Source organism: Nocardiopsis akebiae (assembly GCF_018316795.1).
GTDB classification, from domain to species: domain Bacteria; phylum Actinomycetota; class Actinomycetes; order Streptosporangiales; family Streptosporangiaceae; genus Nocardiopsis; species Nocardiopsis dassonvillei.
The window spans coordinates 6,562,770-6,577,756 of the sequence record NZ_CP074132.1 but is presented as its reverse complement, the minus strand read 5'-3'; the positions used below and the strand labels follow the sequence as shown (position 1 = coordinate 6,577,756).

Genomic DNA, 14,987 nt, shown 5'->3' with positions numbered 1-14,987 from the left:
GGGCGGAGGGAACGGGCCCGGGGAGGGCTTCTGGCGGAGCGCGGGGAGAGTGAGCGGGGCTGGAGAGGGCTCCGGGGGCGGAAGGGGCATCCGGCAAGGCTAGGCGGTCGTCCACAGGCCGGGGAGTGCGGGGTGGCGCCGGGATCGCGGCGGGCACACCTGTCATGGGGGGCGTGTTCCACGGCGCGGAGGCCGGACGCCCCCGTCAACAGCATGCCCCTCCCGGGAGCCGTCCACCACCCCGCTGCCGCGCTTGTGGACGACCCTGCTGCCCGCTGACACGCCTGCGGAGGGGGCCCGCGCGCTCCGACTCCTGCGGCGCGGCTGGGGCCGCCTCGGAGGCTGGGGCCGTCGTCGCCGGAATGTCGCAGGCGCGTGTGAGTATCGGGGCCTGCCCAGTCGAGGAGGCCCCCATGTCGTTCCAGGCTTATCTGGATGCCGTCGAGGACAAGACCGGTCTGACCCCGCGCACGCTGGTCGACCGTGCCAAGGAGAAGGGCTACGACGACCCTTCGGTCAAGGCGGGCACCATCGTCCAGTGGCTGGCCGAGGACTACGGGCTGGGCCGCGGCCACGCGATGGCCCTGGTCCACGTCATCAAGAAGGGTCCGCAGATCAGCGCCAAGCACGTGGGCACCACCGGTTCCCACCGGGACGCCTCCACCGAACTCTGGCTCGACGGCAAGGCGACCAGACCGCAGACGGTCTGAGGCCGCGCGCCCCTGCCCGGCTCTTGTTCGCGCCCAAAGTGATGTTCCTCGGGGTGCTGGTGGGCTGAGTGTTCGCCATCGTGCCATGTGTGAACGCCGTGTTCCACGGCTACGTCACCGCGTCGGTCAGCGACCGCTACCAGGGCCGCGCCCTGGGCGCCGCCGCGTTCACGGCGCCGGTGTCGCAGCCGTTGGGCATCCCCGGCATCGGGGTGGTCTTCGACCGCGCCGGAACCGCCCGGGTCTTCCTGGCGATGGCGCCGGTCTCGGTGCCCGCCGTCCTGTTCAGCCTCTCCCCGGTCACGCGCGACCCGCCCCGGCTCGGGGAGGTGGCCGTGGCCTGACCGCGGCCCCGCCCCCCGAAGGGGCCGAGCGGTCGGGCCACGGCCGGTCAGGTGCCGCACCGCCGCCCGGGTGACGGGAGGCGGCCCGGCCAGGGGGCCGGACCGGTCATCGGCCGTCCGACGACCGGCGTGAAACCGGTCGCCGCCCGGCCGGGGCCGGACGGCGACCGGCCCTCAGCCCTCGAAGGGCATCGCCATCAGCGGATCGGAGGTGGGCTGCTCGGAGCCGCCCTCGGGCTCGACGGTGACGGCCACGCCCCCGGTGGCCTCGTCCTGCGGCGCGGCCAGCACCGGGAGCACGAAGCCCGAATCGTCCACGGAGAGCACCCCGGCCGAGTACACGCTGCCGTCGTCACGGGTCAGCCAGAGCTGGTAGTCCTCGTCCTCCAGACGCTCCAGGCCGTGGGCGCTGAACACGAGCCGCCCGCTGCTCTCGGAGTGCACCACGGTCACGGACACGCCCTCCATGGGCTCGGCCGTGGTGTAGCCGGCGTTCGGGTCGGAGAGCACCGCCGCGATCTGCCGCTCGTTCTCCCGCAGGTCGCGCACCTGGCGCACCTGGTCGACGACGACAGCGCCCAGCGCGACCACGACGGCCAGGCAGGCGGCCAGCACCAGTCCCAGACCCCAGGACCAGCGACTCCGGCGCGGCGCCGGCAGGCGTTCGGGAGCGGGCGCGAGTTGGCGGGTGCGCGCCACCTCCTCCAGCACGCGCCCGCGCAGTTCGGCGGGCGGCGTACCGGCGGCCGCGGTGCCCAGGAGTGAGACGGTCTCGGTGAAACCGCGCGTCTCCTGCACACAGGAGTCGCATTCGGCCAGGTGGTCCTCGAACCGTATGCTCTCGCTCGGCGACAGGGCACCCAGGGCGTAGGCTCCCGAGAGGATGTGCGGGTCCTGGCCCAGTGTCCTCCTCACCACTCCACCCCCAAGCAGTCCCGTAGCCGGATCAGACCGTCGCGCATCCGCGTCTTCACGGTGCCCAACGGCGTCGAAAGCAGGCGGGCCACCTCACGATAGGTGTATCCGCCGTAGTAGGCCAGACGCACTGACTGGCCCTGGAGTTCGGTCAGCGTGTCCAGACAGCGCCGCACCCGCTCGCGTTCCAGACGGTTCGTGGCCTCCTCGGCCACCTCGTCGTAGGGGCGCTGCGTGCTCGCCGCCGCCACCCTGGCCTCGCGGTCGGTGGCGGCCTGCTCGGAGCGCACCCGGTCCACCGCCCGGCGGTGCGCGAGCGTCATCACCCACGCCTGGGGGCTGCCGCGCCGCTCGTCGTAACGGCAGGCGGTGCGCCACACCTCCACCATCACCTCCTGGGCGACCTCCTCGGACTGGGCGGGGTCGCGCAGCACACGACGGACCAGCCCGTACACCGACGGGATGACCAGGTCGTACACCTCGCCGAACGCGCCCTCATCGCCCCGGGCCACCTGGCGGAGCAGTTCCGTGAGCCGCTGGGCAGGCGGAACCGGCGGCTCCGCCTCCGACCCGCGGGGGCCCCGGGGTATCGCGGCGTGCTCGTCCATCCGCTCCTCTTCCTGGTGGTCCTGCGTCGCTCGCCCCGTCCGTGCGCTGGACGGGGCCGGGTGTGCCCCGAAGGATCCCGACCCCTCCAGAATCGCACGTCAGCCGTACCGTTCGGCTGTTCCTGCGCAGTGCGCCCGTCGGGGCCCCGTGGAGTCCACGGAGCCCCGTGTGCCCTCGGGGGCGCTGTTGGTCCCGGACGGCCCGGCCTCAACGCTCGGACCGCCCGGGGGTCGTACCGTGCCGGAGTTACTCGGCGGGCATCAGCACGCCGTCGATGATGTACACCGTGGCGTTGGCGGTCTGCACGTTGCCGCAGATGACGGACGCCTCGCCGTTCACCGTGAAGTCCTCGCCGGAGCCCTCGGTGGTGACCTCGCCGCCCTGGAGCGAGGTGAACGTGCCCTCCTCCAGGTCGGCCGGGGTCTGGCGGCCCTCGACCACGTGGTAGGTCAGCACCTCGGTGAGCTGCTCCTGGTCGGCCAGCAGCGCGTCGAGGTCCTCCTGCGGGATCGCCTCGAACGCCGGGTTGGCCGGGGCGAAGACCGTGATGTCCTCGGCCGAGTTGAGCGTGTCCACCAGGTCGGCCTCGGTCACGGCCGTCACCAGCGTGGACAGCACCGGGTTGTTGGACGCGGCGGTGGCGACCGGGTCGTCCGCCATGCCCTCGAAGCTGCCCTCGCCGTCGGCGGGCACCTCGGCGCAGCCGGAACCGAAGTTCTCGCCCGCCATCTCGGTGGTGCCCTCCTCTCCGCCCATGTCGCCGCTCTCGGACTCGCTCGCGGTGGGCGTCTCCTCGGTGGCCTCCTCCTCGCCGCCCATGTCGCCGCCGCAGGCGGTCAGACCGAAGGCGAGCGCGGCAGCGGCGGCCGTGATGGTGAGGCTGCTCTTGCGGATCATTGTTTTCTCCTTCAACTTGGTTAACTTCTGTTTGCTCTCGTCACCGACTTGCGCCGGTGTTGGTCGAGGAGTGCGCCTATTCGGCGGTGAACCGGATGCCGTGCCAGCCGGTGGCGCCGTCGGGCACGGGGTCCACCCGTTCGGCGGGCTGGGTGGCCCCGGTGGCGTCGGTGGCCCGGACCTCCACGGAGTGCTGGCCGGGTTCGACGGTGGTCTCGGCCACCCACTGGACCCAGGTGTCGATGCCCGGGACCGCTGCGAGTTCGGCCCGCTGCCACTCGCCTCCGTCCACCCTCACCTCCACGGCGTCGACCCCGCGGTGCTGGGCCCAGGCCACTCCGGCCAGGACGACCTCTCCGGAGTCCACCCGGCTCAGGGGCGCGGGCACGTCCACGCGGGACATGGTCTTGACGGGGGCGCGCACCGCCCAGCCACGCTGCGCCCAGTAGGCCTGCTCGTCGGCGAAGCGGGTCAGCTTGATGTCGGTGACCCACTTGGTGGCGCTGACGAACCCGTAGAGGCCCGGGACGACCATGCGCGCCGGGTAACCGTGCGCGTGGGGGAGGGGCTCCCCGTTCATGCCCACGGCCAGGAGCGCGTCGCGCCCGTCCATGACGACCTCGGTCGGCGTGCCGCAGGTCCAGCCGTCGTCGGAGGTGCTGAGGATCTGGTCGGCGCCGGACCGCACGCCCGCGCGCCGCAGTAGGTCGGCCAGGGGGAAACCCAGCCAGCGGCTGTTGCCCGCGAGGTCGCCGCCGACCTGGTTCGACACGCAGGTCATGGTGATGTCGGCCTCGACGAGCTCCTCGGCGAGCAGTTCGTCCATGTCGATCTCGAAGGGGCGGTCCACCATCCCGTGCACCCTCAGCGTCCACCGGGTGGAGTCCAGCCGGGGAACGGTGAGGGCGGTGTCGATCCGGTAGAACTCCCGGTTGGGCGTGGTGAAGGGCGTCAGCCCCGGAACGCCCAGTTCGGTCGCGGCGGGCAGCGGCGGCAGCGGGTTCGCCGCCGCGGGAAGGGTGAGGGCGGAGCGTGAGCCCGCACCGCCTCCGAGGGTCGGCAGCAGGCGCCCGAGGACACCGGCGGCGCCGGACACGGCCAGGACGCCCGCCGCGGTCAGCACGAAACCGCGTCTGCCCGGGCCCCCGTCCGATCCGGCCACGGGAGGGGCAGGAGCCTCCTCCGCGTCCGCCGGTGTCCTCGGATCGCCCATCCCTTGTGGTCCGGAGTCCGCTTCGGGCCGGAGCGTCCCGCGCGCGCCGCGCACCAGGAGCGCCAGGGCCAGAGCCCCCGCCACCGCCCCGACGAGCACGGGCACCGGGGCGCCCGGGTCGTCGGAGCGGTGCGGAAGCACGGCGGCCAGCCCGACCGCGGTGAACACCGCCAACCCCGTGTACCCGACGACGGGCCGCCGGAGCGACGCCGTGCCGAGTACGGCCCCGACACCCAGAAGAACGGCGACGATCCCGGCCACGAGCACGACCTTGTCGGCTCTGCCCAGCAGATCGATCGCCGCCTCTACCAGGGAGGGCGGTGTGATGTCGACGACCGTGTCGCCGACGGCGATCACCGGAGACACGGTGCGGAGCAGTCCTGCGGCCAGCTCGGCCGCGCCCAGTGAGGCGCCGACCGTGAGCAGCCCCACGACTGATCCGACGACGACCCGTCGCCTGTCGCGTGGCGGGGTGTTCCCGCGTGTCTCGGTGGTCACGTCGGTCATTCGGGGCCGACGCGGGGGCGGATGGGTGTTTCCGCGGAATTTTTTTCGGTCCGCGCGAAGAAGTCCCTGACCTGCGGTGGCGCGGTGCCGCAGACAGGCGCCGGGGCACTCCTCGCGCGTCCGCCGCCCGTCCACCGCGGGTCCCGGCCCCCGCCGGGACCCGCGCCCGTCATCCGTCGGGGACCCGTCCGGGGGTCCCGCGCCGACCGGACCGCCCCGCGCCGGGCACCGGCCGCCAAGCGGACGTAACCCGCCAACAGCGGGCAGGGCGGTCGGTTCCGCCCCACGCGTACAGGAGGATATTGCCCGTACGTCTCCTCAACGATCGGAGTTCCCCCACATGGCGAGGAAGTCGCCCCTACCCCTGGTCGCGCTGGCGGTCTCGGGCAGCCTCCTGCTCAGCGGCTGTACGGTCACCGAGGGGGTGTCCGACTGGTGGTCCGAGACCTTCGGAAGCGCGTCGGGCCCGCCCGAGGTCAGGGAGGAGTTCCCCTACGTCCGCGAGGGCCGCATCTTCCAGGACACCGGCCGGGACAACGAAATGCGCTTCGCCGTCACCGGTCTGGAGCGCACCGACGACTACACCGTCATGTACTACGAGGTCACCTACCTCGACGAGTTCACCGGGCCCAACCGGAACATGAGCATGGCCCACACCCTGGTCGATCCGCTCACCGGCCGCGTCTACCGGCAGTTCCTGGACGAGGAGGGCCTCAAGTACGGCTCCGAGAGCCCCAACCAGGACGGCCTCTACCCGGTCCACGACGGGGTCACCAACGAGTACGTGCGCTACTTCCCGCGCCTGCCCGACGAGGTCCGGCAGGTCACGTTCGTCGGCAGCGGGCTCGGGGCCATGACCGGCATCCCGGTCGTGGACGTGGAGGAGGAGCGGGCCGACCCCCAGGACCCCAACGGGGCCGACCACCTCACCCCGGACGACCCGCCGCCGAGCGGGGAGAGCCTCACCTTCGCCAACCGCCGCCCGGACGAGGACGCCGTGGCCGACGAGGGCTGGGTGCAGAGCTTCGTGGACTCCGAGATCGCCTCCACCACCCGCGACGGCGACCGGGAGATCATCTCCCTGCACTCCGACGTCATGTTCGAGTTCGACCGCTCGGACCTGACCCCCGAGGCCGAGGACGTGGTGCGCCGCGCGGCCACCAGCCTGGCCCGCAACGTCGACCCCGACGAGCCCGTCATCACGGTCATCGGCCACACCGACAGCATCGGCGACGACGCCTACAACGACAACCTGTCGGTTCAGAGGGCCGAGAGCGTGCGCGACCTGCTCGCCGAGGAGCTGGGCACCGACTACACCCTGGAGGTGGAGGGCCGAGGCGAGCACGAGCCGATCGCCCGCGAGGGCGGCCCCGACGACGACGAGGCGCGGGCGCGCAACCGGCGCGTGGAGTTCTCCTACGTCTTCAACACCACCGTGGAGACCACGGAGGAGGAGGAGTACGACGACGACGCCCTGGGCGCGGCCCAGCGCAACGTCACCTGGCCCGCGCCCTACGACGACGACCCGGGGTCCGTGGTGGCCGAGGGAGAGCTGGACGGGGTGCGCCTGGAGGTCTACCCGCTGCGCCGCGACGGCGCGTACGTGGTCGGCACCGTGGCGCTGACCAACACCACCGACGAGCCGACCATGCCCGACATGGGCGGGCAGGAGGCCATCCAGGCGGGTGGCCCCGAGCAGTTCAACAAGGGCACGCTCGGCGGCTTCCAACTGCTGGAGCCGGAGAGCGGCCTGGTGCGCTACGTGGCCCAGATGGACTTCGGCGAGGGTCGCTACAGCAGCTTCGCCGAGGAGGTCCACACGCTCCAGCCCGACAACACCTACAGCCTGGTCGCGGTCTTCCCCGCGCCGCCGGTGGACGTGGAGGAGCTGACACTGCGGGCGGGCCCGTTCGGTGAGTTCGAGGAGATCCCCGTGGAGTACTAGCGGGCCGGACCGAACCGCCCGCACACGCGAGGGGGCCGCCCACCGGCGGCCCCCTCGGTCGTTCGCGTCGCGGGTCAGCCCCGGATGCGTTCGGCGGCCAGCATGACCACCCGCTCCAGGTCCTCGCGCGGCACTTCCCCGCCGTAGGCGATGGCGGTGACGTACAGCTCGTCGGGCAGCGCCAGGTACAGGTGGCGGCTGGAGCCGTCCACGGTGCCCACGTACTCCAGGTCGCCGCCCAGGGAGTCGGACTCCTCGGTGTGGTAGGTGTCCACGTCCACGTCGATGTCCACCTCCCAGTTCATCTGCTCCTGCTCCCCGGGCACCCGGACCACGTCCGGGTTGGCGCTCGGGTCGGCGTTCAGGGTGAACACCAGCGTGAACGAGGAGGCGCCGGGTCCGGTGCTCCCGTCGCTGAACGAGCACACGACCTGTTCGGCGCCGTCGACGCCCTCCACCTCACCGACCTCCTCGGTGAGAACCTGTCCCGGGGCCAGCTCGCCGACCACCTCCGCGGCGCCGGCGGCCGCGCACGACTCGGGCAGCCCGTACTCCGGCGCGGCCTGCTCCGCCTGCTCCTCCTCGGGACCGGGCGAGGCCCCGGCCTCCTGCTCCGGCGCCTCCTCACCGTCCCCGAAGGGCAGGTCCACGCCGTCTCCGAAGGACAGGTCCATCTCGAACTCGTCGAGGTCGATCACGCCGAAGCCGACGAGGACGAACCCGCCGACGACGGCGACGGCGGCGGCCGTGCCCAGGCACGACAGGGGGGTGGACGGGATCAGGCGCATGGATGGCTTTCGGTCGGGGGAGCGCCGGAGTTCGGGGTGGGGATCCGGCGGGGACACACGAAACTTAGCAAGTCCGCGGAGCGCCCGAGGCAGGGGTCGCCGCCCGCCTCCGGCGGACGGCGCCCGCGCGGGTACGGCGCGGCCCCGCCGCCCTCCCGGGACGGCGGGGCCCGGGGCGCCGGCGCGTCACATGTTGATCATGTGACCGGCCAGGCCGTGCACGGCCTCCTTGACCGCCTCGCTGAGCGTGGGGTGCGCGTGGATGTTGCGCGCGACCTCGTGCACGGTCAGGTCCCACTGCTGGGCCAGGGTCAGCTCGGGCAGCAGCTCGGTCACGTCCGGGCCGATCATGTGCGCGCCGAGGAACTCCCCGTACTTGCCGTCGGAGAGGATCTTGACGAAACCGCGCGTGTCCCCGAGGCCGTGCGCCTTGCCGTTGGCCATGAACGGGAACTTGGCGACCTGGACGTCGAAGCCCGCCTCCCGCGCCTCCTTCTCGCTGTAGCCGAAGCTGGCGATCTGCGGCTGGCAGTAGGTGGCGCGCGGGATGAACCGGTAGTCGATCTCCTGGGTCTCGGCGCCCGCGATGGTCTCCGCGGCGACGATGCCCATGGCCTCGGCGGTGTGGGCCAGCATCAGCTTGGCGGTGACGTCGCCGATCGCGTAGACGTGCGGGACGTTGGTGCGCCCCCGGGAGTCGATGGCGATCGCGCCCCGGTCGGTCAGCTCCACGCCGGTCTTCTCCAGACCGTAGCCCTCCACGTTGGGGGCGAAGCCGATGGCCTGGAGGAGCTTGTCGGCCTCCAGGGTCTGCTCCTTGCCGCCGCTGCTCACGGTGACGCGCACGCCCTCGCCGGTGTCCTCGACCGACTCCACGCGGGTGGAGGTCATCACCTTGACGCCCAGCTTCTTGTAGGCGCGGCCCAGCTCCTTGGAGACCTCCTCGTCCTCGGTGGGCACGAGGCGGTCGAGGAACTCCACGATCGTCACGTCCACGCCGTAGTTGGCCAGGACGTAGGCGAACTCGACGCCGATGGCGCCCGCACCGGCGATGACGATGCTCTCCGGCAGGGTGTCGGTGAGGATCTGCTCCTCGTAGGTGACGACCCGCTCGGACAGCTCTGTGCCGGGCAGCAGCTTGGTGGAGGAGCCCGCCGCGATCACCGCGTGGTCGAAGGTGACGGTCTCGGTGGCGCCGTCCTCGCCGCTGACCTCGACGGTGTGGTCGTCGGTGAAGGTGCCCCGGCCGTTCAGCTCGGTGATCTTGTTCTTCTTCATCAGGTAGTGGACGCCCTTGACCCGGCCGTCCGCCACCTCGCGGCTGCGGCTGTGCGCCTTGCCGAAGTCGAACTCGACCCTGCCCTCGACCTTGATGCCGAAGAAGTCGGCCTCGTTCTGGAACAGGTGGGCGAGTTCGGCGTTGCGCAGCAGCGCCTTGGAGGGGATGCAGCCCACGTTGAGGCAGACCCCGCCCCAGTACTTCTCCTCGATGACGGCGGTCTTCAGGCCGAGCTGGGCGGCGCGGATGGCGGCCACGTAGCCGCCGGGGCCCGCGCCGAGAACCACCAGATCGAAGTGTCGCTGTCCCATGACGGGATCTCCTTGAGTGTGTTTGTGACGCACCCAGCGCAGTCGGCTTGCCCGGGTTGTCGGATTGCCGAACGCCAGCCTAGTCGGGCGCCCCCGGCACGTGGGTGACCAGTCGCTTCCTTCACGGTACTTTCCGTGGAAGCGCCTGTTCACAGGGGGTCGCGCGCGTTCGGTCGAGGGAGGTCCCGGTCCGCGGTGTCAGTCCCGGGGGTCCTGTACCCCCTCGTCGCCCCGCGCCGCCCCGGCTCCTTCGGCGGCCCCGGCTCCTTCGGCGGCCCCGGCTCCTTCGGCGGCCCCGGCTCCTTCGGCGGCCCCGGCCCCCTCGGCGGCCTTGGCCCGCTTCCGGGCTCGGTTCTGCTTGAACACGGGGACGAAGGCCATGACGACGACGATGCCCAGGGTGAACCAGAGGGCGTACCTGTCGACCAGCAGGACGATGTCCACCCCGGTCTGGCCCGCCGCGTAGCCGACGGAGGCCACGGACGCGGTCAGGACCAGGGCCCCGAGGGCGTCCAGGAGGAGGAAGGGCACCAGGCGCATCCCGGTCCAGCCCGCGATGACGAGGACGAACACGGTGGGGATGCCCGGCAGGTAGCTGAGGACGAGCGCGACCGGCATGATCCACGGGCTCATGTCCTGCGCCCGGTCGGCGAAGCGCTGCGCCCTGTCGCCCGGCGCGATGAGGTTGACGAAACCGCGGCCCCAGCGTCTGCCGACCCACCAGAACAGCCAGTCGATCTTCACCTTGCCGACGACGCCCGCGACCACGACCAGCCACAGGGGGATCTCCCCGATCCGCGCGAACGCCGCGGCCGCGCCGACCGCCGCGTTGCTGCCGGTGACGAACTCCAGCAGGACCGGGTGGTGGGCGATCAGGAAGGGCTTGAGCGGCGTCAGCGCCATGAAGAGGAGGGGGACGCCGACGAAGGCGGCCATCAGCGCCTTGTCCTGCCGCGTCGCCCTGCCCTCCCAGGGCTTGAGCGCGCGCAGGGCGGCCCGGGCCTCCTCCTTCTGCGCCTCCCTCTCGGCGGCCTTGCGCTCCTCCGCCGACAGGGGCGCGCCGCCCGCCCGCGGGGAGTCCTCGCCGGTGTGCGCGGTCCCGGACACGGCCGCGGACTCGGACCCGGAGCCGGTACCCGTTCCGTTTCCGGACCCGGAACCCGTTCCGGCTCCGGACCGCGCGTCGGTGCCGGGGCGGTCGCTGTTCAACGTCGTCATACCCCCAAGCTTGGCCGACCGGGGAGGCCCGCCCCCAGAGGCAGGAGTCACCGGGTCGGTGTGAGAGCCGCCGGTGCCGCGGCATGACACCTGTCATACGGCGCTACCGGTACGGGGTCCGGCGGGGCGGCGCCGAACACCGTACCCCCACCCGTGGCCGTCATCCCGTCCGCGGCCGGGGAAGCCCTCCCCGGCCGAGGGCCGCGCTCAGTCGGACGAGCCGGGAGGCGCGGGCCACTTCCAGCCCGGAGCCCACGCCCAGCTGTCCGAGACGCCCGGCGGCATGGGCGGCAGCAGACGGGCGCCGGGGCGCTTGCCGTCGCCGTCGTCCCCGGAGTCCGCCGTGTTCTCCGCCTCCGCCGGATCCGCCGCGTCCAGGGGCTGGGCGGGGGCCGCCGCCCCGTCCTCCGGGGACTCCGGCCGCCCCCAGGCGCCCAGCGGGTCCTCCGGCGCGGCGGGCCAGGACCGGTCCTGGCCCGCCCGGCCCCCGGGCTCCGCGGAGGGGCGGGAGTCCAGGGGCTCGGGGCTGCGCCACTCGCCGATCGGCTCCGCGGCGCTCCAGGAGTTCTCCGAAGCGGCCAGGGGCCAGGGCTGGCCCCGGTCCGCACCCTCGTCGGCCTCCGTGGGGGTCCGGAAGCCCAGCGGCTCGGGGCTGCGCCACTCGCTCATCGGCTCCGCGGGTTCCGCGGCGCCCCAGGAGTCCGGCCCCTCCACCGCCCCTCCGGGCCGCCAGGGCTCCTGCGGACCCGAGAGCGGGTCCGAGAAGGGGTCCGCGAGCGGGTCCCCGCACCGGGGGGCCTCCGGCGGTTCCGAAGACGTCCGGGAGGGCAGCGGGTCGGCGGCCCGGGGTTGGGGTTCGGGCGCTTCGGCCCCGGACGGCTCGCTCCGGTCCTGTGACGGGGTCCCCCACGGCTCCGGCTGGGACTGCGGTGGCTCGGCCGCGGCGCCGGTCTCCCCGGTAAGCAGGTCGTCATCGGCCTCCGATTCCAGCGACCGGAACGAGGCCGACATCGGACCCGAGTCCACCTCGGCGAAGTGCGCGGCCACACCGAAGTGGCGGGGCGCCTGCGTCCGGTGGGTCCCGGTCTCGTCGTGCTCGATCGGCGGCGCCATCGGATGGCGCACCGAACCGGCCATGTGGATCCGCGTCCACCACGCGGCCGCGTCCTCGTGGCGCAGCTCCTCCAGCACCTCCAGAGACCCCGGGATGTGCGGGTGCCTGCGCCCGGCCCGCCAGGAGTGGCTGAGCGACTGCGGTTCCAGCACCAGCACCCGCGTGCCGTCGACCAGCGGGATGTCCCCGGGGAGGGCTTCGTTGCCCACCCACGTGCCGTCGCCGCCGACCAGGTCCCACTCCCCGCGCACCACGTCCGCCAGCGGGTCCACCGGCGCGTCCAGGCACGCGGCGGTCCAGCGGGGGTCGGGCCGGGTGCCGGGCACCAGCCGCCCCTCCTTGCCGATCAGCGCGTCCGCGAGCAGCGTGTGCAGCTGGAAGTTGTCGCCGATCCCGTCGAAGCGCACCTGGAAGCCCCGGCGCGAGGTCCGGTCCAGTACCAGGAGCGTGCTCGCCTCCGCCATCCGCAGCAGTTCGTTCACCTCGACGAACTCGCTGAGCTGTGTGGACAGCGCGTGCACGATCTGGGTCAGCCCCTCCAGGGCGCTGGAGTCGGCGCGCACGGCCGCCCGCACCCCGGGGTCGCCCAGCATGGCCTTGGCCGCCAGCCCGTAGCGCAGGGACGTCCACCAGCCCACGGTGGCCAGCGGGGCGTTCTCCCCGAGGACTTCCTCGACGCGCTGCTCGTCGGCCGCCGACACGTCGTTGGGCGCGGGAAGCTGTCCGCCGCCGGTCTTGTCCCACGCGTGCATGAAGGCGACCGCGGCCTGACCGTAACTTCCCAGCTGGCGCAGCACCTCCAGTCCCACCTGTCCCGCGGGCGCTCCGGCCTCCACGAGTGCGCCGGCCAGGACGGCGAGGTCGGCCGCGATCCCGGCGACGGGTTCACTGTCGCCCAGGACCGGGGCCAGCGCCTCCATGGCGATGGCGAGTTCTTCGACGGGCACCTGGGAGGACAGCCGGAACACGTCGTGCACGGCCGCCGGAAACGCGGGTGCCTGGCTGGCTGCGGTGTCGAGCACGCGTTGGAACGCGGCACGGAACTCATCGGTCACCTGTGAATCCTTCCATACCCACACGTAGTGTCCGTGGTCCGGTCACACGCGTCGATCTCGGACACCGGAAGAACCCCGTCGGGAAGGATCCGTCCGCGTCCACGGGTACGTGCGGCGGTCAGTCGGGCGACGCGAACCGGACCTCGTGCGCGTCGCGCTCCGGCGCGAGGAAAGCCAGCAGCCGCAGCCCCTCGGCCTCGGCCTCCTCGCGGTCGGCGGCCCCGATCGGCCGGAACGGCGTCACCTCCACGGCCGCCGTCCCCTTGGCGCGGACCACCTTCCAGGAGCCGCGCACCCGGCCGTCCACGAGGACCGTGGCGGGCGGCGTCCCGTTGCGGGAGGCGAGCCGCCCCAGATCCCCGGCGGAGAGCATCCGGCCGCGGTCGGCGTGGCCGCGCAGCACGTTGTCGAAGTCGTAGAGGAAGCGGACCGGCGCCGGGACGTCCGGTCCCGGGCGCGGGGCGTCGGCGAGGTCGAACAGCTCGGCGCCGTCCTCGCCGCGCAGGACCACGAGCCGCTCGCGCAGGCGGTCGACCACCGCGCGCAGCCGGGTCAGCCCCGACCAGGCCTGCACGTCCTTCACGGTGGCCGGTCCGAACGCGGCCAGGTAGCGCAGCACGAGCGCCTCCGGGTCCGGCTCGGCGTCCATGGCCAGACCGGTCCAGGTGTCGGCGGGGGCGAACGCGGGCGGCCCGGAGGAGCCCCACACCCCGCGCGGGGGGATCTGGACGACGGGCAGCAGGGAGCGCACCGCGTAGGACAGGTCGTCGCCGGGGACGCCGGGCCACCGCTCGGCCAGGCGCGCGCCCAGCTCGCCGGGGGTGAGCGGCTCCTTCACCAGCAGGGCGCGCCCGGAGTCCGCCACGGCGTCCAGGTCGATTCCGGCGGTGGCCTTCCCGTGAGCGCTGTGCGCCAGGCCGCTGGCGATGACGGGCTGGACCGTGGGCCGCAGCGCGCGGAAGTCCTGGGGGGTGACCAGGTGCAGGGTGCCGCGCATGAGGGTGGCGCGGACGAGTTCGCCGTCGGTGAGCTGGCGGCCGACGTCCTCGGGGGACGGGTCCTCGATCCGGTTCTGGAGCCCGACGTACCAGGTGTGCGTGGTCTGCGCCTGGAGGCCGACCAGGTGGGAGACGACCTCGGTCACCGGACGGTCCACGCGCCGCAGGAGGAACTGGCGGGCGAGGGTGGCGCGGTTGAGCGCGCGCCGGGAGAGGACGGTGTCGGTGGCGGCCATCGCTCGGCTCCTCCAGGATTGCCGGTCGGTCGGGGCACACTACCGGCCGGGTCCGACAGGCGGGCGCCGCGCGCGAGGCGGCCCGGTGCGTCCCCGGAGGGCGGACGGGAGGCGGGCGGGGCGGCGGCCGTGTGGGGTACCCCACTCGACTGGCGGTCCGGGGGGCGACACTACAATCCGCAACGGACATAACGCCGTACACCGGAGGAGTGCCCATGTCGTGGTCCGAGCAGTCGCGTGTCCGGTTGGAGAACGAGCACGTGCTGCTCACTCCCCTCGTGGAGACGGACCGCGAGGGGTGGCGCGAACAGGCCATGGACTCCGACATCTGGACGCACTTCGTGGCCCGTGTGGACGACGAGGCGAGCTTCGTCCGGTTCTTCTACTCCTGCCTGGCCGCCAGCGACGGCGGGGAGCGCTCCACGTTCACCGTCACCGACAAGGCGAGCGGGCGCATCGCGGGCAGCATGAGCTACGGGCACATGTCCGAGCCCGACCTGCGGCTGGAGGTCGGCAGCTCCTGGCTGGGGCGCGACTTCAGGGGCCGGGGAATCAACCACTGGTCCAAGTACCTGCTGCTGCGGCACGCCTTCGAGGAGATGGGCGCGGAGCGGGTCGAGTTCAAGACCGACGTGCTCAACGAGCGGGCCCGGCGCGGCCTGCGCTCCATCGGCGCCACGGAGGAGGGCGTCCTGCGCAGCTACAACGTCATGCCGGGCGGGCGCCGCCGGGACGCCGTGTACTACTCGGTGCTGCGCAACGAGTGGCCCGGTGTGCGCGAGCGCCTTGAGGAGGGCCCGCGCTTCCGGTGAGGTCCGCGTCCGCTGCGGACGGGCCCTCCCGCCAGC

Annotated in this window: 13 protein-coding genes; 4 read left to right on the top strand and 9 right to left on the bottom strand. The window is 73.0% G+C overall.

Features of this window, described 5'->3' with window-relative positions:
* Positions 1–413: 413 nt before the first annotated feature.
* Positions 414–710, top strand: coding sequence for a DUF4287 domain-containing protein (locus KGD83_RS28240; protein WP_212641921.1), 297 nt, complete (start codon positions 414–416; stop codon positions 708–710).
* Positions 711–799: 89 nt separating this feature from the next.
* On the top strand, positions 800–1,054 hold the full coding sequence (locus KGD83_RS28235; RefSeq protein ID WP_249352055.1) for a hypothetical protein: 255 nt from the start codon (positions 800–802) through the stop codon (positions 1,052–1,054).
* A 174-nt stretch (positions 1,055–1,228) separates the two neighbouring features.
* On the opposite strand, the gene KGD83_RS28230 is transcribed toward KGD83_RS28235, so the two are convergent.
* The 4 genes from KGD83_RS28230 to KGD83_RS28215 all read right to left on the bottom strand — a co-directional run bounded on the left by KGD83_RS28230 (position 1,229) and on the right by KGD83_RS28215 (position 5,195).
* Positions 1,229–1,969, bottom strand: a complete 741-nt coding sequence (locus KGD83_RS28230) for an anti-sigma factor (RefSeq protein WP_212641920.1) — start codon at positions 1,967–1,969, stop codon at positions 1,229–1,231.
* Positions 1,966–2,577 carry a sigma-70 family RNA polymerase sigma factor gene (locus tag KGD83_RS28225; protein WP_212641919.1) on the bottom strand — a complete coding sequence of 204 codons (612 nt, stop codon included), beginning with the start codon at positions 2,575–2,577 and terminating at the stop codon, positions 1,966–1,968. The genes KGD83_RS28230 and KGD83_RS28225 overlap by 4 nt, the downstream gene beginning before the upstream one ends.
* 247 nt (positions 2,578–2,824) lie before the next feature.
* Positions 2,825–3,475 (bottom strand): fasciclin domain-containing protein, encoded by a 651-nt coding sequence (locus tag KGD83_RS28220; protein WP_212641918.1) that lies wholly within the window; start codon positions 3,473–3,475, stop codon positions 2,825–2,827.
* Between the two features lie 76 nt (positions 3,476–3,551).
* The gene (locus tag KGD83_RS28215) at positions 3,552–5,195 is read right to left on the bottom strand and encodes a molybdopterin-dependent oxidoreductase (RefSeq protein WP_212641917.1); all 1,644 of its coding nucleotides are present in this window, start codon (positions 5,193–5,195) and stop codon (positions 3,552–3,554) included.
* A gap of 340 nt (positions 5,196–5,535) precedes the next feature.
* Between KGD83_RS28215 and KGD83_RS28210 the strand changes: the two genes are divergently transcribed.
* Entirely contained in the window at positions 5,536–7,140 is a 1,605-nt protein-coding gene (locus KGD83_RS28210; protein ID WP_212641916.1) for an OmpA family protein, read from the top strand.
* Positions 7,141–7,214: 74 nt separating this feature from the next.
* On the opposite strand, the gene KGD83_RS28205 is transcribed toward KGD83_RS28210, so the two are convergent.
* The 5 genes from KGD83_RS28205 to KGD83_RS28185 form a co-directional block, all read right to left on the bottom strand.
* A complete protein-coding gene (locus KGD83_RS28205; RefSeq protein WP_212641915.1) occupies positions 7,215–7,928 on the bottom strand; it encodes a hypothetical protein in 714 nt (237 codons plus the stop codon).
* A gap of 186 nt (positions 7,929–8,114) precedes the next feature.
* Complete coding sequence (lpdA, locus tag KGD83_RS28200) at positions 8,115–9,518, bottom strand: dihydrolipoyl dehydrogenase (protein ID WP_212641914.1); 1,404 nt, start codon at positions 9,516–9,518, stop codon at positions 8,115–8,117.
* A gap of 198 nt (positions 9,519–9,716) precedes the next feature.
* Positions 9,717–10,736 carry a DedA family protein gene (locus tag KGD83_RS28195; RefSeq protein ID WP_212641913.1) on the bottom strand — a complete coding sequence of 340 codons (1,020 nt, stop codon included), beginning with the start codon at positions 10,734–10,736 and terminating at the stop codon, positions 9,717–9,719.
* Positions 10,737–10,943: 207 nt separating this feature from the next.
* Positions 10,944–12,905 carry a hypothetical protein gene (locus KGD83_RS28190; protein WP_212641912.1) on the bottom strand — a complete coding sequence of 654 codons (1,962 nt, stop codon included), beginning with the start codon at positions 12,903–12,905 and terminating at the stop codon, positions 10,944–10,946.
* 118 nt (positions 12,906–13,023) lie between these two features.
* Positions 13,024–14,139, bottom strand: coding sequence for a winged helix DNA-binding domain-containing protein (locus KGD83_RS28185; RefSeq protein WP_212641911.1), 1,116 nt, complete (start codon positions 14,137–14,139; stop codon positions 13,024–13,026).
* Between the two features lie 215 nt (positions 14,140–14,354).
* Here KGD83_RS28185 and KGD83_RS28180 point away from each other — a divergent pair, with 215 nt between their 5' ends.
* Positions 14,355–14,951 (top strand): GNAT family N-acetyltransferase, encoded by a 597-nt coding sequence (locus tag KGD83_RS28180; protein WP_212641910.1) that lies wholly within the window; start codon positions 14,355–14,357, stop codon positions 14,949–14,951.
* Positions 14,952–14,987 lie beyond the last annotated feature (36 nt).